15 protein-coding genes, 3 tRNA genes and 1 pseudogene are annotated in these 19094 nt (G+C 61.8%); 11 read left to right on the top strand and 8 right to left on the bottom strand.

The window, feature by feature from the left end:
* Positions 1–17 precede the first annotated feature (17 nt).
* Together CUJ84_RS07170 and CUJ84_RS07165 are read right to left on the bottom strand one after the other, a co-directional pair.
* Positions 18–91, bottom strand: a tRNA-Gly gene (locus CUJ84_RS07170).
* A gap of 24 nt (positions 92–115) precedes the next feature.
* A tRNA-Tyr gene (locus tag CUJ84_RS07165) sits at positions 116–200 on the bottom strand.
* A 202-nt stretch (positions 201–402) separates the two neighbouring features.
* On the opposite strand from CUJ84_RS07165, the gene rlmB reads away from it, so the two are divergent.
* The 4 genes from rlmB to CUJ84_RS38260 all read left to right on the top strand — a co-directional run bounded on the left by rlmB (position 403) and on the right by CUJ84_RS38260 (position 2495).
* A complete protein-coding gene (gene rlmB, locus CUJ84_RS07160; protein ID WP_105005708.1) occupies positions 403–1293 on the top strand; it encodes a 23S rRNA (guanosine(2251)-2'-O)-methyltransferase RlmB in 891 nt (296 codons plus the stop codon).
* Between the two features lie 26 nt (positions 1294–1319).
* Positions 1320–2012 carry an AprI/Inh family metalloprotease inhibitor gene (locus tag CUJ84_RS07155; RefSeq protein WP_105005707.1) on the top strand — a complete coding sequence of 231 codons (693 nt, stop codon included), beginning with the start codon at positions 1320–1322 and terminating at the stop codon, positions 2010–2012.
* 122 nt (positions 2013–2134) lie between these two features.
* Positions 2135–2293 carry a hypothetical protein gene (locus tag CUJ84_RS38265; protein WP_003558513.1) on the top strand — a complete coding sequence of 53 codons (159 nt, stop codon included), beginning with the start codon at positions 2135–2137 and terminating at the stop codon, positions 2291–2293.
* A 64-nt stretch (positions 2294–2357) separates the two neighbouring features.
* Complete coding sequence (locus tag CUJ84_RS38260; RefSeq protein WP_199788785.1) at positions 2358–2495, top strand: hypothetical protein; 138 nt, start codon at positions 2358–2360, stop codon at positions 2493–2495.
* Between the two features lie 32 nt (positions 2496–2527).
* On the opposite strand, the gene CUJ84_RS07150 is transcribed toward CUJ84_RS38260, so the two are convergent.
* Both CUJ84_RS07150 and CUJ84_RS07145 read right to left on the bottom strand, forming a co-directional pair.
* Positions 2528–2947, bottom strand: coding sequence for a hypothetical protein (locus CUJ84_RS07150; RefSeq protein ID WP_199788817.1), 420 nt, complete (start codon positions 2945–2947; stop codon positions 2528–2530).
* A 202-nt stretch (positions 2948–3149) separates the two neighbouring features.
* Positions 3150–3225 (bottom strand) — tRNA-Thr (locus CUJ84_RS07145).
* Between the two features lie 158 nt (positions 3226–3383).
* Here CUJ84_RS07145 and CUJ84_RS07140 point away from each other — a divergent pair.
* Genes CUJ84_RS07140 through CUJ84_RS07130 form a run of 3 tightly spaced genes read left to right on the top strand, consistent with a single transcriptional unit; the run spans position 3384 to position 5731 of the window.
* Positions 3384–4157, top strand: coding sequence for an NAD kinase (locus tag CUJ84_RS07140; protein ID WP_027685110.1), 774 nt, complete (start codon positions 3384–3386; stop codon positions 4155–4157).
* A gap of 4 nt (positions 4158–4161) precedes the next feature.
* Positions 4162–4677, top strand: a complete 516-nt coding sequence (locus CUJ84_RS07135; RefSeq protein ID WP_105005705.1) for a hypothetical protein — start codon at positions 4162–4164, stop codon at positions 4675–4677.
* 34 nt (positions 4678–4711) lie between these two features.
* On the top strand, positions 4712–5731 hold the full coding sequence (locus tag CUJ84_RS07130) for an alpha/beta hydrolase family protein (protein ID WP_105005704.1): 1020 nt from the start codon (positions 4712–4714) through the stop codon (positions 5729–5731).
* Between the two features lie 55 nt (positions 5732–5786).
* Here the strand turns inward: CUJ84_RS07130 and prfB are convergent.
* From prfB to CUJ84_RS07115, 3 genes are all read right to left on the bottom strand, one after another.
* Positions 5787–6918 (bottom strand): peptide chain release factor 2 gene (gene prfB, locus CUJ84_RS07125; RefSeq protein WP_105005703.1). Its coding sequence is split into 2 segments (ribosomal slippage): positions 5787–6848 and positions 6850–6918, totalling 1131 coding nucleotides; the frame shifts between segments, so codons are not numbered across the junction.
* A gap of 102 nt (positions 6919–7020) precedes the next feature.
* A complete protein-coding gene (locus CUJ84_RS07120) occupies positions 7021–9480 on the bottom strand; it encodes a penicillin-binding protein 1A (protein ID WP_027685114.1) in 2460 nt (819 codons plus the stop codon).
* Between the two features lie 360 nt (positions 9481–9840).
* Positions 9841–11097: an N-acetylmuramoyl-L-alanine amidase gene (locus tag CUJ84_RS07115; protein WP_105005702.1), complete on the bottom strand. Its 1257-nt coding sequence runs from the start codon at positions 11095–11097 to the stop codon at positions 9841–9843.
* A 624-nt stretch (positions 11098–11721) separates the two neighbouring features.
* Between CUJ84_RS07115 and CUJ84_RS07110 the strand changes: the two genes are divergently transcribed.
* The gene (locus CUJ84_RS07110) at positions 11722–14583 is read left to right on the top strand and encodes an Rne/Rng family ribonuclease (RefSeq protein WP_105005701.1); all 2862 of its coding nucleotides are present in this window, start codon (positions 11722–11724) and stop codon (positions 14581–14583) included.
* Between the two features lie 145 nt (positions 14584–14728).
* Positions 14729–14942: pseudogene (locus CUJ84_RS07105) on the top strand (type II toxin-antitoxin system VapB family antitoxin).
* A gap of 54 nt (positions 14943–14996) precedes the next feature.
* Here the strand turns inward: CUJ84_RS07105 and CUJ84_RS07100 are convergent.
* A complete protein-coding gene (locus CUJ84_RS07100; RefSeq protein ID WP_027685117.1) occupies positions 14997–16655 on the bottom strand; it encodes an acyl-CoA dehydrogenase family protein in 1659 nt (552 codons plus the stop codon).
* A gap of 179 nt (positions 16656–16834) precedes the next feature.
* Between CUJ84_RS07100 and CUJ84_RS07095 the strand changes: the two genes are divergently transcribed.
* Both CUJ84_RS07095 and CUJ84_RS07090 read left to right on the top strand, forming a co-directional pair.
* On the top strand, positions 16835–17791 hold the full coding sequence (locus tag CUJ84_RS07095) for an aspartate carbamoyltransferase catalytic subunit (RefSeq protein WP_018241622.1): 957 nt from the start codon (positions 16835–16837) through the stop codon (positions 17789–17791).
* Positions 17788–19077, top strand: a complete 1290-nt coding sequence (locus CUJ84_RS07090; RefSeq protein WP_105005700.1) for a dihydroorotase — start codon at positions 17788–17790, stop codon at positions 19075–19077. Before CUJ84_RS07095 ends, CUJ84_RS07090 begins: the two co-directional genes overlap by 4 nt.
* Positions 19078–19094: the final 17 nt, after the last annotated feature.

The raw sequence follows: 19094 nt of genomic DNA, 5'->3' as shown, positions 1-19094 counted from the left end.
GGTGGCTTAACGGAAACTGGAGCGGGTAGCGGGAATCGAACCCGCGTATTCAGCTTGGAAGGCTGCTGCTCTACCATTGAGCTATACCCGCGGGGTGGTCCGATCCGATGACGAATGGTGGAGAGAGTTGGATTTGAACCAACGTAGGCTGAGCCAACGGATTTACAGTCCGTCCCCTTTAACCACTCGGGCATCTCTCCAGTTTTTCGTCCGGATCGCAAGACCAAGTTCGTCAGACTTCGAAGCATTGCCGCCCGTCGTCTGCGCCGCGTATATGACCGGAGCATTTCAGTCTGTCAACACGATGACAACGGAAAAAACACGAAAAATTTCATTCGCCACCGAAAGCCGGCATATGAAAGAAAGCCTATGCGGCAGCGAGCGCCATGGCTATAAAGCTGCATGAGCAAAGACAACAAATCCGGCGGCAAGACCGCGACAGACCCATCCGCCAAGGATACGCATTACGCCACTCTGCGGCGCGCCCACCGTGACGCCAAGCGCGAACGCGGGGAGATTCCGACGCCTCAGCCGCAGAAGCGAAAGCGCGGCGGCGAAGACTGGAAGCCGCCGGCGCTTGCGCCCGACCAGGTGCATCTCTATGGCCTGCATACGGTGCGCGCGGCGCTCGACAATCCCGAGCGCAAGAAGATCAAGCTGTTCGTGACGCAGAACGCACTCGCGCGCCTCGAAGTCGACGTCGAGGCGCTCGGCATTCCCTTCGAGATCGTCTCGCCGCAGGAGATCGACAAGGTGCTCGGCCCTGAGGCGATCCATCAGGGCGTGATGTTGGAAACAAGGCCGCTTCCGGTACGCCGGCTCGAAGCGCTGAAGGACAGCCCCCTCCTGCTCGTCCTCGACCAAGTCACGGATCCGCACAATGTCGGCGCGATCATGCGCTCGGCCGTCGCCTTCAATGCGGGTGCGGTGATCACCACACAGCGACATAGCCCGACCGAATCGGGCGTGCTCGCCAAGTCTGCCTCCGGCGCGCTGGAACTGATACCTTATATACAGGTTACCAATCTCGCCGATGCGCTCGGCGAATTGCACAAGCTCGGCTTCTCCACCATCGGCCTCGATTCGGAAGGTCCGGCGCCGCTCGAAGGCACCTTCTCCGGCGAGAAGGTGGCGCTGGTGCTCGGCTCGGAGGGCAAGGGGCTTCGGCAGAAGACGCGGGAAACCGTCAACGCACTTGCCCGTCTCGACATGCCGGGCGCGATCAAATCGCTCAACGTCTCGAATGCGGCGGCGATCGCGCTTTATGCGGCGCGGCTCCACTTGAAGGCATAGGCTGGCTGCGGCAAAGGGTAGTTGTCATGGTCCGTTTCATCCCTAGACTGGTGGCTCCGGCAGCGGTGCTGCTTGTCTATGGACTGGCATATGGACAGGATATCGATCCCGATATTCTCAAAGCGCAGGCCGGAACCTATCTCGTCGCGCCGGAAGACGGTGCGGCCGGTTGCCAGTTGACGCTGGAAACCGGTGAAGCGATCGGCGGCTATTCGGTCTCCGGTCAGGACTCCTGCATCAAGCCGCTGCCGGCACTTGCCGAAGCCTATTCCTGGAATTTCGACGGCAGTGGCGGCGTCATCCTGATCGACGCGACGCGCAAGGTGCTCGCTCGCTTCGTCGAGAACGAAGGTTCGCCGATGAAGACGGAGGATGGTGCGCCGCTATTGCTGATCGCCGCAGCTGACGGCGTCGATCGCCTGCCGCGTTTCACCAGCCTTGCCGGGATATGGACGATGCAAAGACCGAACGGCGAAAGGCTTTGCGGCTTGACGCTCAACGGCCGTGTCGATGCGGACGGCAACGTGCCGCTGTCACTTTCGGGGGACTGCGCCGCTAATGTCGCCAGACTGAAACTTGCAGTCTGGCATATCGAGGGTTTCGGGCTGACGCTGATGGGCCCAGACGGTTCGTCGCTTGGCTTCGACATGCGCGCTGACGGCAATTTCGACAAATCGAAGGAGGAAGGCGGCAAGCCGCTTTCGCTCGTTCGCCGCTAACCCGCAGTCAGTCGGCTCCAGAAAAATCCACTTTTGCCTTGGAATGACGCCCCGGAGCACTATGATCGGGCAATGATCGGTTGCAGCGACCGGCTCAGAAGTAAGAAGGAACGATCCCCATCATGGCCATTCGACCGCTGATTTTCGGTATCCTCTTCATCGCGGTCTTCGTCGTGATTATCATCAGCATCATCTGGGTAGACACGTCGCACCCCATCCACCAGCCCGATCCTCTGTCGCCGACGGCGCCCGGCCCCGCGACGCCGGGACAGGTACAATAATACTGGCAGGAACGCGGACGGCGATCATGCGTTAATCCCGGAATCGAACGAGGATTGAACGCTTATGCGTATAATGATCGCCGTCGTCGCCTTCATGATTGTCTCCGTGCTCAGCATCGCAATGATGTCGCCCTCCGGCGCCGGACAGACTGGCAATAGCGACAGGATCGAGGCGAGCGTCAACGAACCCGTCACTCATTAAAATAACGACCCGGGTGATCCGGGCCGTTATTGTCAGCTGCGGTAGAGCCAGAACGGCATACCGCGATCGCGATCGCGCCACTCGCGGCGCTCCTGCCAACGCTCTGCACGCCACCGCCGCCAGTGACGGCGATTATCGCGCCAGTCGGACCGGCGCCAGTCGCGCTCATCGCGCCAGCCACGGTCGTCACGGCCGCGATCACCTCGCCAGCCACGGTCGTCGCGGTCGCGATCACCTCGCCAGCCATCACGAATTTGAACGATATCGCCCTGCGCAGTCACCGCCGGCCGCTCGGCCGGCATGGCGGCCGCCGGTGCGACGGACGCGAAAGCCGCACCGACGGAAATGGTTGCGGCGAGAAAGAGATGTGCGAGCTTCATGGCTGTTTCCTCATTGATGATGAGGCGAAGATAAGCAGGCCCGGCTGAATTGGCGGTGAAGCAGCCCTTCAGACGCGGTTCATCAAGCGATACGAGCTAATTTGAAAAAATCTGCCGGTGCGATCGAGCGAAGCAACGTCGAACCCAGGCTATGGTTTAGAACGGCGGTATTCTGGGGAAAGATGGTGTAGCTAACCGGAGCGTTCTCGAACCAATCCGCCTTCGCTTAGCTGCTCTCTTCGGCTCGCCGAGCCGAAGCTCACAGAGCGTAGGCTGGTGCCCCCGCCAGGGTTCGAACCCGGGACCCCCTGATTACAAATCAGGTGCTCTACCAACTGAGCTACAAGGGCAATAGTTGCCCAACTAGCAGATTCTGTAATTCTGTAAAGGGAAAATCCGCGGCCGCGCGGACAGTTCGGCAGCAGTTCAAAACGCTTTGCGATAGAAAACGTCCTTGTCGCGCAAGGCCTTTATCCTTTAGCTAGGGCAGCATCATAAAGGGCATTGCATGGGCCGTTCATTTCAGACGCTTTCCTTTCTCGCCTCACCAACGACGGAGGCGCTTGCCGCGCGCGAGGAGTTGATTCGCATCTATGGTGACGTCCCGGCTGACGAAGCCGATGTCATTGTCGCGCTCGGCGGCGACGGTTTCATGCTGCAGACGCTGCACAGCACCATGAACTCCGGCAAACTGGTTTACGGCATGAATCGCGGCTCGGTCGGCTTCCTGATGAACGACTATCGCACCGAAGAGCTTCAGGAGCGAATCTGCGTCGCCGTCGAAAACGTCTTCCGGCCATTGCAGATGACGACGGCCAACGCCGACGGCACCAACTCGACGGCGCTCGCCATCAACGAGGTCTATCTTTTTCGCCAGTCCTATCAGGCCGCGAATCTGAGGGTGATGGTGGATGGGCGCGTCCGTCTGGAAGAACTGATCTGCGACGGGCTGATGGTGGCGACACCTGCCGGATCGACGGCGTATAATCTTTCCGCCCATGGCCCGATCCTGCCGCTCGAGGCGCCGCTGCTCGCCATGACGCCGGTCAGCGCTTTCAGGCCTCGGCGCTGGAGGGGCGCTCTGCTTCCGAACAAGGTGACCGTCGATATCGACATTCTCGAGCCGGAGAAGCGACCGGTGAACGCAGTGGCCGACAATACCGAGGTCAAGTCGGTGCTGCATATCCGCATCGCCCAGTCGGAACATGTGACGGCGCGCATCCTTTCTGATCCCGACCGAACCTGGTCCGACCGTATTCTCGCAGAGCAGTTCAAGGATTGAGAGGATGGCAATGCGACGGATATTGATGACCAGCCTCCTGCTTGCGGGATGGAGCATTGCAGCGGAGGCCGCGCCGGTGCAGGATGCCATCCTACCGGCATCGGTGATTTTCGCGACCAGCACCGGCTACTGGGAGGACGACGGCAACGCACCTGATGTCGAGCGGGTGCCGACGGGCGCCGAGAGCGTCGCTAATCCCGAGGGAAAGGCCGTGCAGCGCCACGGCTACTACAAGCTCTTTGCCGTCCGCCAGCCGGACAGGACCTCAAAGGTCTACCTGCAGCAGATTGCCCAGACCGAGACCGGCCCGGCGATCGCCTCGACCATCGAGCTGCAGGAGTTCAGCGACCTGAAGCCTTACGTTACCGATATACGCCCCGAGAATTCGAACGGCATCATCAAGGAACCGGGGCTCTTCGCCACGGTCTATCTGAAGACCGACCCTGCCGCGGAGCCGGATGGCTGGACCGTGCTGATCGACGAATTCGGCGACATCACCGTGGAGAAGGCGACGAATTGAACGGCGAGGAATCGTTCAGAGAGGCATCCGAGAGATGAAACTCGGCTTTCGCGACGGCGTCCTCTACGACAAGAAAAGGTCGAACTGGGACGCAGCCGGCCCCAGGCCCATCAGTTGGTCCCTCTGGTATCCCGCTGCCGATGACACGCGGGAAAGCGAGATACCGGAAAGAAGCTGGTTCCAGAAAGCGGCCGTCGCCCGTGATGCACCCATCCGGCCGGAAGCCGTGCCCTATCCCCTCGTGCTGTTGTCGCATGGTACCGGCGGATCCGCGGCCGGGCTGGAGTGGCTGGCGCGACGCCTGGTCGATCGCGGATTTGCAGCGCTCGGCGTCAGCCATCACGGCAATACTGGCATCGAGCCCTATCGCGCTGAAGGCTTTGCCTGCCTTTGGGAGCGGGCGCCTGACCTAAGCTACATGCTCGACCACTGCGACGAGTGGCTCAGCGATCTCGCTGGCCATATCGATACGAATAGTGTCTTCGCAGCGGGATTTTCGGCCGGAGCCTATAGCGTGATGCTGCTTCTTGGAGCCGTCGCCCAGTTCTCGCAGTTCGAACCATCGAGGATGAAGCCGGGTGGCGCGCGTGGACCCAGGGAATTTCCCGACCTTGCCGATCATATCCCGGCATTGCTGCGCACCAGCGATGTGTTTCGCGATTCGTGGTCCCGGATGTCGAAGTCCTACCGAGACGACAGAATCAAGGCCGCACTCGTTTGCGCGCCGGGTCGGTCCGTTCTCGGTTTCAGCGAGGAAAGCCTGAAAACTGTCGATGCGCCCGCCCTTATCCTCGTCGGTGATGCCGACAAGGCGGCACCGGCCGAAGAATGTTCGTCGTGGCTGCATGCGCGGCTCCGGCGCAGCGCCCTTAAAATCTTCAGCGGCGGCCTTGGACATTATGTCTTCGTGCCAGAGGGCACGGCGCTCGGCCTTGCCTTTGCGGCAGAACTCTTTACCGATCCCCCGGGCATCGAGCGCGCAGTCGTTCATGACGAGATCGCCGATCTGTCGGCGGCGCTGTTTCAAGACAACGACATCAGCGCGATGGCTTGAGCAATGGAAAAGCCCCGTTTCCGGGGCTTTCGCGTCTCGATCTGACTAAAGCCTATTAGTCGACATCATCGACGACCGCGTCGGCGGCGCCGCTGATGCGGTGGGCAAGTGCTGCCTCCATGAACTCGTTGAGGTCGCCGTCGAGAACGTCGTCCGGCGCGCTGCTGGCAACGCCGGTGCGCAGGTCCTTGACCATCTGATAGGGCTGCAGCACGTAGGAGCGGATCTGGTGGCCCCAGCCGATCTCCGTCTTGGAAGCGGCTTCGGCGCTGGCAGCGTCCTCGCGCTTCTTCAGTTCGGCTTCATACATGCGGGCACGCAGCATGTCCCAGGCCTTGGCGCGGTTCTTGTGCTGCGAACGCTCCTGCTGGCACTGCACGACGATGCCCGTTGGGATATGCGTGATGCGCACGGCCGAATCGGTGGTGTTGACGTGCTGGCCGCCGGCACCCGACGAACGGTAGGTATCGATGCGGCAGTCGCTTTCGTTGATCTCAATCTGGATCGAGTCGTCGACAACCGGATAGACCCAAATCGACGAGAAGGAGGTGTGGCGACGCGCATTGCTGTCGTAGGGCGAGATGCGCACCAGCCGGTGCACGCCCGATTCCGTCTTCAGCCAGCCATAGGCATTGTGACCCTTGACGAGCAGGGTCGCGGACTTGATGCCCGCCTCTTCGCCATCATGGACTTCGAGAAGCTCGACCTTGAAACGTTGGCGTTCGGCCCAGCGGGTGTACATGCGCAACAGCATGTTCGCCCAGTCCTGGCTTTCGGTGCCGCCAGCGCCGGAATGGACTTCGAGATAGGTGTCGTTGCCATCGGCTTCGCCGGAGAGCATGGCTTCCACCTGGCGGCGCGCGGCCTCGGCCTTCAGGGCCTTCAGCGTGTCTTCGGCTTCTTTGACGATGCTCTGGTCGCCCTCTTCCTCGCCAAGTTCGATCAGCTCGATATTGTCGTTCAGCTGCTGTTCGAGCTGTTTGACGCCGTTGATGCCGTCATCGAGCTGCTGCCGTTCGCGCATCAGTTTCTGCGCTTCGGAAGCGTCGTTCCAGAGGTTCGGATCCTCTGCCTTGTTGTTCAACCAGTCCAGCCGTCTTATCGCCTGGTCCCAGTCAAAGATGCCTCCTCAGCAGGGTGATAGCCTGCTTGGTTTCATCGACCACGTTTTCGATTTCCGCTCGCATTTTCCTGCTTCTCTGTCTCGGTCTTCTTCAGGTGCTGGTGACATAGAGACGCCCGCCGCGGATGTAAAGGGCCGCGGCGGGCGGGCAAAATTCAGGCCTCGGTCAGAACAGGCCGGGCGTGCCGGTCTGGACGGCCTGGTTCGCCTGTGGCGAGGTCTTCAGGATTTCCTCCGGCGCCATGGTGCTGTCCATGCCGATCACGGAGAAGCTGTCGGCTGGGCCGGTGCCGGGCTTGAAGGCCTCGATGATGGTGTTCGGATTGCCGTCGCCAGCCGCCATGCCGGTCTTACGGTCGATCGAAATCAGGTTCATGCCTGATGGAATGACGAACTTCGATTCCGGCGTGTCCTTGACGGCAGCCTGCATGAATTCGTTGAAGATCGGGGCGGACAAGACGCCACCGGTGCCGCCGCGGCCGAGCGGGGCCGGCGTATCGAAGCCCATATAGAGGCCTGCAACCAGATCCGGCGTGAAGCCGACGAACCAGGCATCCTTCTCGTCGTTGGTGGTGCCGGTCTTTCCGGCGACGTCGCGGCCACCGAGATCGATCTTGCCGGCGGCGGTGCCGCGCTGGATGACGCCCTGCATCATCGAGGTGATCTGGTAGGCGGTCATCGGGTCGAGAACGGTTTCGCGATTGTCGACGACATTCGGTTCTTCCTGGTTCTGCCAGTCACCGGCATTGCAGCCCTCGCACAGACGCTCCTCATGCTTGAAGATCGTCTTGCCGTAGCGGTCCTGGATGCGGTCGATCAATGTCGGCTTGATCTGCTTGCCGCCATTGGCGATGACCGAATAGGCCGAGACCATGCGCAATACCGTCGTGTCGCCGGCGCCGAGCGACATGGAGAGAACCGGCAGCATGTGATCATAGATGCCGAAGCGCTCGGCATATTCCGCGACGATGTTCATGCCGAGATCGTTGGCGAGGCGCACCGTCATCAGATTGCGCGAATGCTCGATGCCCGAACGCAGCGTCGACGGGCCGCCGGATTCGCCGCCGTAGTTTTCCGGCCTCCAGACCTGGCCGCCCGAGACGATTTCGATCGGCGCGTCCATGATGACCGAAGCCGGCGTATAACCATTGTCCATCGCCGCCGCGTAGACGAAAGGCTTGAACGAGGAGCCCGGCTGGCGCATCGCCTGGGTGGCGCGGTTGAATTCGGACTGGGCGTAGGAGAAGCCGCCGACCATGGCGAGTACGCGGCCGGTCTTCGGGTCCATCGCGACCAGGCCACCTTGCACCTTCGGCGGCTGCTGCAGGCGATAGGAGGTCGACGCGTCGTCACCGAGCTTTGCGACATAAACGACGTCACCAGGGGACACGGCGCCGACCGGCGATTTCGTGGTCTTGCGGGCGCCGTCGGCCGAACGGAAGGCCCATTGCATGTTCTTAGCGTCGATCGTGCCGCGTTGACGGTCGGCCGCAACCTTGCCGCTGCCATCCTTGGCCGGCTGCAGGCCGATGTCGACGGTCGAGTCGGATACGGCGAGCACGACGGCAAGCCGCCATTCCGGCACGTCGGACAGTGTGGGAATATCGGCAAGCGCCTTGCCCCAATCACCGCTCGCATCGATCTGCTTGATCGGGCCGTGGAAACCGCGGCGCTCGTCGTAAGTGACCAGACCGTCCTGCAGCGCCTTGCGGGCAGCGAGCTGCATCTGCGGATCGAGCGACGTGCGCACCGAAAGGCCGCCCTCATAGAGAACCTTTTCGCCGTACTGGTCGATCAGCTGACGGCGCACAGCTTCGGCGAAATAATCCGACGCGAAGAGCGAGGGGCCGGTGGTGCGGGCGGTGACGCCGAGCGGCTGCTTCTTGGCTTCCTCGCCGTCGCTCTGGCTGACATAGCCGTTCTCGACCATCCGGTCGATCACCCAGTTACGGCGCTCGAGCGCAGCTTCCGGATGGCGGAACGGATGATAATTGGCCGGGCCTTTCGGCAGCGATGCCAGATAAGCGGCTTCGGCGACGGTCAGTTCGGTGACGGATTTGTTGAAATAGGTGAGTGCTGCGCCGGCGATGCCATAGGAATTCAGACCGAAGAATATCTCGTTCAGGTAGAGTTCGAGGATCTTGTCCTTGCTGTAGGCCTGCTCGATACGGAAGGAAAGGATCGCTTCCTTGATCTTGCGGTCGATCGTCTGGTCCGAGCTCAAAAGGAAGTTCTTGGCCACCTGCTGGGTGATTGTGGAGGCACCGACCGGGCGGCGGCCGGAACCGAAATTCTGCAGGTTGACGAGAATTGCGCGGCCGAGGCCTGTGAGATCAACGCCCGGATGATTGTAGAAATTCTTGTCTTCGGCCGACAGGAAAGCGGCCTTCACGCGGTCGGGAATAGCCTGAATCGGCAGGAAGAGACGCTTTTCCTTGGCGTACTCGGCCATCAGAGCGCCGTTTCCGGCATGGACGCGGGTCGTCACCGGCGGCGCATAGCTGTTCAGAACGGCATAGTCCGGGAGATCCTTCGCGACATTGGCGAGATAGATGGCAATACCCGCCGCCGCGACCAGAAACAGGACGCAGGCCATTCCGAAGAAATATCCAAAAAGTCTAACCATATTTTCAGCTACCGGTCTCTTCGATCTTCAATCGGCGCAGCCGCAACGATTGCACAGATCAAGGCAATTTGCACGTTGCGCGACTTACTCTATGAGCGCTATCGCCACAAGCCGATTCCGCGCCTCAGGCTGCGAAACATAAGCCGGAGTAACGGCGCGAATGTGAGCAAAATAGGGCTGTCTGCGCCGCATTCACCGCTGCCGCCGCGTTTCATTAGAACTGTCACATCCAAGCCACGCCCGCGCCCGCCGCCAATCTGAGGCATCTTGCTCAGAACTTGATTCAGGAGGCGCACTTCAAGTCTTTGTTTTTATGCATGTCGTCGAGCTGCAACCACTACAGAATTTGGGGCGCGTGGATTAGCCGCCATTCGCCATGACGGCGGCGCGGTATCGCTTGACTGCGTCGGTCAAGAGACCGACGATCTTCCCGCGCCAGGCCTCGTCGAGCAGCAGTTTCTCGTCCTCGGCATTTGAGAGGAACCCGATCTCGAGAAGGATCGAGGGCACGTCAGGGGCCTGCAGCACGCGGAAGCCGGCGTGACGGTGCGGATTGTTGATGGTGCCGACCTGATCCTTGAAAGAATTCAGCACGCTCTCGGCCAGCGAGATCGAGAAGGCCTGCGTCTCGCGCCGTGTCAGATCGAGCAGGATGTCGGCGACCTCGGGGGGCTCGGCGACCGTCTCCTTGCCGGCGATCTGGTCGGAGAGGTTTTCCCGTTCGGCAAGGTCGGCGGCGAGCTTGTCGGATGCCTTGTCGGAGATCGTGTAGACGGTGGCGCCGCGGATATCCTTCTGCTTCAACGTGTCGGCATGCAGCGAAATGAAAAGGCCGGCATGGTTCTGGCGGGCAATCAGCACACGCTGCGAAAGCGACAGGAACTCGTCATCCTCACGCGTCAGGAAAGCCTTGATGCCCGGCTCCTTGTTCAGCCGGTCGGTCAAAGCCTTGGCAAAGGCAAGCGTCACCTGCTTTTCTTCGGTCTTGGTGTCGACGCCGATCGCGCCGGTGTCGATGCCGCCATGGCCTGCATCGACGGCGATGACGAAATCGCCGGGGGCGGCTTTTTCCGGTGCTGGAATGGCGCTCGTCGTCTGAGCCGCCTCAGTCCGATCGCTCCAGGATTGTGTCTTCACCAGTTCGGCAAAGGCTCGCTTGTCGATCATCTCGGCATCGAGCACGAGGCGATGCCCCTTGCCGGCCTCGTCGGCCTGCACTTTGGCAAGCGCCAGCTTCACCGGTCCAGTCGTCGTCAGCACGATACGGGCGCTCTCCTCGTCCATCTTGCCGTAGCGGATATCCTTGAACAGGCCGCGGGCGGCAAGATCCTTCGCCGGAAAACCGAAGGCGGTCGCCGGAAGGTCGACGACGATGCGTTCCGGATTGGCGATATAGTGGACCGAGAAGCGCGGCTCGCGATCGAAATCGATGACGATGCGCGTCCTTGCATCGTCGCCGACGATGCGCGCGCCATAGGCAAGCAGCGGATCCCCGGCCTCGACAGAGTTGGCAACGACCGGCAAGAGACTAGCGGCCAAAAGTGCCGCCAGAACCCGCCTTGCGATTGTCGATCGCCGCGTTGCGGATTTCGCCGCGCTCCGAGCCCTCTTAAACAATAAACTGCCACACCCTATTTGCATTGCGATGGACCCAACGCCGCTGCGGCCAGCGTCCCTGTGACGAAACACCCGCTGCAGCCTGCCGAATCGCGATCACTTTATCCCCAGTTTCTATGCGTTGCGAAATCCATCAATATTATGGCACATTTGGCTTTTCCCTTGCTATTGTGACACAGAAAACATACAACGAATTTCAGGGTAAAGTGTTGACGGGATAGAGTCGCCGCAAAGGCTGCCAGCCAGATCAGGACCTGGCGCCACACCGGTCATCGTCCGCCGTCTCATGCGCTTAATCCCTAGAACTGGATCCTGATTTTCCGGCTTATTGCCGGAATTCATTGGTGGATCAGCCACCACGCTCTCAGGGAGCAAACTCATCGGACCCGAACGGGTCTTCGTATTTGTCGATCACGCTTGGTTGTTGATGGTTTCGCAGCAGGTTTTATCTGAAGTGTACAGGCCCCGGACCGAAATGGTTCCGGCTGCGGTCTGGCTGCTGCCCTCCCCCTCGCATCAGGCGCGACTTTCATTATCCGGCGCGGCCACTGCGGACCGCATTCTTTCTGTTTCAACAGCAGTCGGGAATGCGCTCTCGCGGCCACGCCGAGGAGCACAGCTTACATGGCAGACAAAATGCTTATCGATGCGTCTCACGAGGAAGAGACGCGCGTCGTTGTCGTTCGCGGGAACCGCATAGAAGAATTTGACTTCGAGTCCCAGCACAAGAAGCAGATCCGCGGCAACATCTATCTTGCAAAGGTAACGAGGGTCGAGCCCTCGCTGCAAGCCGCCTTCGTCGATTACGGCGGCAACCGGCACGGCTTCCTGGCCTTCGCCGAAATCCATCCCGACTATTATCAGATACCGCTTGCCGACCGTCAGGCATTGCTTCGGGCCGAAGCCGAGGAGCATCGCCGCGACGAGGACGTCGAGCATGTCGAAACCGCACCGATGGTCGATCTTTCCAAGCAGGATCAGCCGGATGTCGGCATCGTGCCGGCAGAGGCGCCGGAAACGGCTGCCGTGACGGAAGAGACGGCAGCGGTAGAGACCGCGGCCGCCGAGGAAGCGCCGGTGAAGAAGGCAAGGCCGCGTCGCAGCCGCAAGAAGGTCGTAGAACCGGCCGCCGAAACGACCGCGACCGAAGATGCTGTTCCCACAGACGTTGAAGCCGAAGGCGCTTCGACTGTCGACAACGAGGATGACGGCTCGACGGGCGGCGCGATGGCCGCGATGGTGGAAACCGACTCGATCTCCGAAGACGTCGATACCAGCAAGCGTCGCCACGATGATGACGACGATGATGACGATCACGGCGAAGAGGAAGTCATTGAATCCGTCGGCGCCGAAGACGCGATGGAAGAAGTGCCGGACCGCGTGCAGCGCAAGCCGCGCAAGCAGTACCGCATCCAGGAAGTCATCAAGCGCCGCCAGATTCTGCTCGTGCAGGTCGCCAAGGAAGAGCGCGGCAACAAGGGTGCAGCCCTTACCACTTATCTCTCGCTCGCCGGCCGCTATTCCGTCCTGATGCCGAACACGGCGCGCGGCGGCGGCATTTCCCGCAAGATCACCAATCCTGCCGACCGCAAGCGCCTGAAGGAAATCGCGCGCCTGCTCGAGGTGCCGCAGGGCATGGGCGTCATCCTTCGCACCGCCGGTGCCAACCGCACCAAGGTCGAGGTCAAGCGTGACTTTGAATATCTTATGCGCCTGTGGGAGAATGTGCGCACGCTGACGCTGGCGTCCACCGCTCCCTGCCTCGTCTATGAGGAAGGCTCGCTGATCAAGCGCTCGATTCGCGACCTCTACAACAAGGATATCAGCGAAGTCATCGTTTCCGGTGAAGAAGGCTATCGTGAAGCGAAAGACTTCATGAAGATGCTGATGCCGAGCCATGCCAAGGTGGTTCAGCCCTACCGCGACATCCATCCGATCTTTTCGCGTTCCGGCATCGAGGCTCAGCTCGACCGCATGCCGCAGCCGCAGGTGACGCTGAAGTCCGGCGGCTACCTGATCATGAACCAGACCGAGGCGCTGGTCTCGATCGACGTCAACTCTGGCCGCTCGACCCGCGAACATTCGATCGAAGACACAGCGCTGCAGACGAATCTCGAGGCTGCAGACGAAGTCGCCCGCCAGCTTCGCCTTCGCGACCTTGCCGGCCTGATCGTTATCGACTTCATCGACATGGAAGAGAAGCGCAACAACCGCGCTGTCGAGAAGAAGCTGAAGGAATGCCTGAAGAACGACCGCGCCCGCATCCAGGTCGGCCGGATCTCGCATTTCGGCCTGCTCGAAATGTCGCGACAGCGCATCCGCGCGTCGGTTCTCGAATCGACCACGCAGGTCTGCTCGCATTGCGGCGGCACCGGCCATGTGCGCTCGCAGTCCTCCGTCGCGCTGCATGTCCTGCGCGGTATCGAGGAATATCTGCTGAAGAACACCACGCACAACATCACCGTGCGCACCACGCATGACATCGCGCTCTATCTGCTCAACCACAAGCGCCAGACGATCATCGATTACGAAAGCCGTTTCGGCGTCGCTATCGTCATCGATGCGGATGGTTCGGTCGGCGCACAGCATTTCGCGATCGATCGCGGCGACCCGGTGGAAAACCCGGTCAAGATCGAAACGCTCTTCAACTTCGCAGCCATTCCTGAGGATGACGACGACGATATCGTCATCGAAGTGGATGAGGAGGAAGACGAGGAACTCGAGGAAAAGCCGGCCGTTGCCGAACGGCCCGTCGCAGCACGCTCGGAAGGTGAAGCTGATGGCAACCGCAAGCGCAAGCGCCGCAGGCGCCGCCGTGGACGCAACGGCAATGCCGAGCAGCCGGCATCGGCAGCAGGCGAAGCCGGTGACGAGGATGAGGACGGTGACGACGAGGGCGGCGAAGGTGATGAAAACACCGAAGCTACGCCTGAGACACGCGCTGAAAGCGAGGAATCGCAGCGCCGCAAGCGGCGCCGTCGCGGCAAGCGTGGCGGTCGTCGCAATCGCGCCGAAGATGGCTCCGAACTGACGGCCGGCGAAGCCGGTGAAGACAATGGCGGCGACGAGGACGAAGGCGACGACGCTTCGAACGAGGGCGCTCCGAGCGAAGCCGTAGCGGTCGAGGCGATTGCCGAACAGGCCGACGAAGGCCAGGCCGCGATGGCGGCCGTCGAGAGCGCAACCGTCATAACCGAAGATGTGAAGCCCGCTCGCAGCCGCGGCCGCCGCAAACCGGCCGCAGCGCCGGTCGAGGAACCGGCAGCGGAGACGACACCTGTGGCCGAGGCCGAGCCGGAGTTGGTTGAAGCCTCCGCCGATCTCGAAACATCAGTTCAGGAAGAGGCAAAGCCGGTTCGCGCCAACCGCGAATCCAACATCTCTTCCTCCGAGCCGACGGTGAAATCCACCCGCGTCGAGAATGGCGAAGGCGATGACGGCAAGCCGAAGAAAGCCGGTTGGTGGCAGCGCCGTGGCTTCTTCTGAACGCTGATTTTCGGACGTAAAGACTGAAATCCGGCCGCGGCGACGCGGCCGGATTTTCGTTTATGGCGATGACATCGTCGCCGAGCTTGAACCGCCGTGACGTGGATGTGTATCTCTATGATAATCATACCCATGGCGCGCGATCATGCGGACGAATATCGGTATCGATGATGCCTTGCTCGACGCGGCAATGACCGCCACGGGATTGGCGACAAAAAAGGCCACCGTCGACCAGGCCTTGCGACGCCTCGTTGAGAGGCACCGCCGGAAAAATGCGATCGCAGATCTCGCAGGGATGGGAAGGCGACCTCGGCGCGATACGCCGTGACCGGCCGGACGATAAACGGCGATCGTCGTAGGACAATCCGATGGCCGAGCGTCTCGGCCTCAGGGATCGTCTGACCCCGCGGCGATCAGGCCGCCGGCGGATAGAGCAGGTCGACGATGTAGCTGGCGTCGAAGCGGGAATCGAGCATGCCGTAGGTAGAGCGCCAGCCGCCGGCAAGACGCGTCTCGATGAAGGCATCGGCAATGCGCCCAGCGCCCAGCCGATAGAGTTCGGCGGCACCGGCAGCGAGCGCCAGCTGCTCGACGAGCAGGCGCGCCGCGCCCTCATCCTGTTCACACAGCGCGATTGCGGCGCGCAGCACGTCGATCGTCTTCTTGCCGGCGGGGCCGAGATCGCGGGCTAGGCCGGCGAAGACCGTTTCGAACAGATCCTTGCCGCGGTTGAGCACGCGCAGCACGTCGAGCGCCATAACGTTGCCGGAGCCTTCCCAGATGGCGTTGACGGGAGCCTCGCGGTAATGGCGGGCGATCGGCCGTTCTTCGATGTAGCCATTGCCGCCGATGCATTCCATTGCCTCGTAGATCAGCGCGGGCGCGATCTTGCAGCACCAGTATTTGGCGACCGGCGTCATGACGCGGGCATAGGCCGCTTCCTCGGCATTGCCGCGCGCCTTGTCGAAGGCGCCGGCTAGACGGAAGGACAGTGCCGTCGCGGCGGCGACATCGAGCGCCATGTCGGCGAGCACGCGCGTCATGATCGGTTGGTTGACGAGCATCTTGCCGAAGACGCTGCGGCCGCGGGTGTGGTGCACGGCTTCGGCGAGCGAGGCGCGCATGATGCCTGACGAGGCCAGCGCGCAGTCGAGCCGGGTCAGCGTCACCATGTCGAGGATCGTGCGGATGCCGGCATCCGGACCACCGAGCAGGAAACCGAACGTGTCTGTAAACTCGACCTCGGAAGAGGCGTTGGAGCGGTTGCCGACCTTGTCCTTCAGCCGCTGGAACTGCAGCCCATTGGCGGAACCATCCTCCAGAAGGCGCGGCACGAGAAAGCAGCCCATGCCCTCCTTCGTCTGCGCCAGCATGATGAAGGCATCGCTCATCGGCGCGGACATGAACCACTTGTGCCCGGACAGCCGGTAGATGCCCTCGCTGACCTTTTCGGCAGCACTCCTGTTGGCGCGCACATCCGTGCCACCCTGCTTTTCCGTCATGCCCATGCCGATGGTCACGGCGGATTTCTGCATGGCGGGCTTGTTCGACGAATCATATTTGCGCGAGAGAATTTTGGGCGCCCAGTCCTTCTGGACCGCGGGCGAGGCCGAGAGCGCCGCAACGGAGGCGCTCGTCATCGTCAGGGGGCAGAGATGGCCGGATTCCAGCTGAGACGTCAGATAAAACCGCGCGGCGCGAACCTTATGGGCCTCGTCCTTGGCCTCGGTATCGGCCTGGGGATCCCAGACGGAGGAATGCAGGCCGACCGACATGGAGCGGCGCATCAGGGCATGCCAGGCGGGGTGAAACTCGACGACGTCGACGCGCTCACCGCGCGGACCGTGGGTGCGCAGCTGCGGCGCGCCCTGGTTCGCCATGCGCGCCATCTCCTGCGCCTCCGGCGAGGTGACGTAGCGGCCCATGTTTTCCAGGTCTTCGCGGATGCCGCGCGGCAGGGCCGCCGTCAGGTCGACGATCAGCGGATCGGACCGATAGGCGTTGATGCCGGACCACAGGCTCGGCTGGTTGAGTTCTGCGAGTTTGTCGTCAGTCCGGTTGGCGGAGGTCATAATTCGCTTCTAGTGTAAGAACCCGGCAAAGGGAAACCGGAAGTTATGATTCGGTTCATTCTGCTCTATCGGAATTCGGGCGAAAATGCATGGGGACATAAGCCTTTGCCCACAGCACATGCTTGCCCCGGCGGGCAGCACTCTTTATAGACCCGCCAGAGACAGCAAGAGGCAGGGTCATGGTCTTTTTCCCCCACCGCCACCTCATCGGCATCAAGGGCCTCACCGAGCAGGATATCACCTATCTTCTCGACAAGGCGGACGAGGCCGTCAAGATCAGCCGCCAGAGAGAGAAGAAGACGTCGACGCTACGCGGGCTGACGCAGATCAACCTCTTCTTCGAGGCATCGACACGCACGCAGGCCTCCTTCGAGCTTGCCGGCAAACGGCTCGGCGCCGACGTCATGAACATGTCGGTCGGCAATTCCTCGGTGAAGAAAGGCGAAACGCTGATCGACACAGCGATGACGCTGAATGCGATGCGCCCGGACGTGCTGGTGATCCGCCATTCGAGCGCCGGTGCAGCCGCCCTTCTCGCCCAGAAGGTTTCCTGCTCGGTCGTCAATGCCGGCGACGGGCAGCACGAACATCCGACCCAGGCACTGCTCGACGCGCTGACGATCCGCCGCGCCAAGGGCAAGCTGTCGCGCATCATCGTGGCGATCTGCGGCGACGTGCTGCATTCGCGGGTGGCGCGCTCCAATATCCTGTTGCTCAACGCCATGGGCGCTCGCGTCCGTGTCGTCGCGCCTGCGACCCTCCTGCCCGCCGGCATCGCCGAGATGGGCGTCGAGGTCTTTCATTCGATGCAGGAAGGGCTGAAGGACGCCGACGTCGTGATGATGCTGCGGCTGCAGCGCGAGCGCATGTCCGGCGCCTTCGTGCCTTCGGTGCGCGAATACTATCACTTCTACGGGCTCGACGCCGAAACGCTGAAAGCGGCGAAGGACGACGCGCTGGTCATGCATCCCGGCCCGATGAACCGTGGCGTCGAGATCGCTTCGGAAGTGGCGGACGGGCCGCAGAGCGTGATCGCCGAACAGGTGGAGATGGGGGTCGCGGTGCGCATGGCCGTCATGGAGACGCTGCTCGTCTCACAGAACCAGGGTCCCCGAAGCGATGGAATGATGGCATGAGCAACCCGATCGTCCTCAAGAACGTCCGCATCATCGATCCGTCGCGCAATCTCGACGAAGTGGGGACGATCATCGCCGAAAACGGCGTGATCATCGCCGCCGGCGGCGAGGCGCAGAACCAGGGCGCGCCGGAAGGCGCCGTCATCCGCGACTGCACGGGCCTTGTCGCGACGCCGGGGCTCGTCGATGCGCGCGTCCATGTCGGCGAACCCGGCGGCGAACACCGTGAAACGATCGCCTCGGCGAGCCGGGCGGCGGCGGCCGGCGGCGTCACCTCGATCATCATGATGCCGGACACCGATCCGATCATCGACGACATTGCGCTCGTCGAATTCGTCAAGAAGACGGCGCGGGATACGGCCGCCGTCAACGTCTATCCGGCAGCCGCCATCACCAAGGGCCTTGCCGGCGAGGAGATGACGGAGATCGGCCTCTTGATGCAGGCGGGCGCCGTCGCCTTCACCGATGCTCATTCCAGCGTCCACGACACGCAGGTGCTGCGCCGGATCATGACCTATGCGCGCGAATTCGGCGCCGTCATCTCCTGCGAAACGCGCGACAAATATCTCGGCGCCAACGGCGTCATGCATGAGGGACTTTTCGCCAGCTGGCTTGGGCTCTCCGGCATTCCGAGGGAAGCCGAGCTCATCCCGCTCGAACGCGATCTCAGGATCGCGCAGCTGACGCGCGGCCGTTATCACGCCGCGATGATCTCGGTGCCGGAATCGGTCGAGGCGATCGAACGCGCCCGCAGCCGCGGTGCCAAGGTGACCTGCGGCATCTCGATCAACAATCTGGCGCTCAACGAAAACGACATCGGCGAATACCGCACCTTCTTCAAGCTCTATCCGCCGCTGCGCCCGGAAGATGACCGGGTGGCCATGGCCGACGCCCTTGCGAGCGGCGCGATCGATATCATCGTCTCCTCGCACGACCCGCAGGATGTCGATACGAAGCGCCTGCCCTTCGGCGAGGCGGAGGACGGCGCGATCGGCCTCGAAACCATGCTGGCGGCAGCCCTCAGGCTTCACCATGGCGGCCAAGTGAGCCTGATGCGCCTGATCGACGCCATGTCCACCCGCCCCGCGCAAATCTTCGGCCTCGCGGCCGGCACGTTGAAGCCGGGCGCTGCGGCCGATATTGCACTGATCGATCTCGATGAGCCTTGGCTTGTCGCCAAAGACATGCTTCTCTCCCGCTCGAAGAATACGCCGTTCGAGGATGCGCGCTTCAGTGGGCGAGCGATCGCGACATACGTCTCGGGAAAGCTTGTCCACGCAAGTTAGAACCGACACTATCGCCG

The organism is Rhizobium leguminosarum (genome assembly GCF_002953715.1).
Classification (GTDB): Bacteria; Pseudomonadota; Alphaproteobacteria; order Rhizobiales; family Rhizobiaceae; genus Rhizobium; species Rhizobium leguminosarum_V.
Note: the sequence above shows the minus strand (reverse complement) of the source record. Positions and strands in the feature narration are given on the sequence as shown.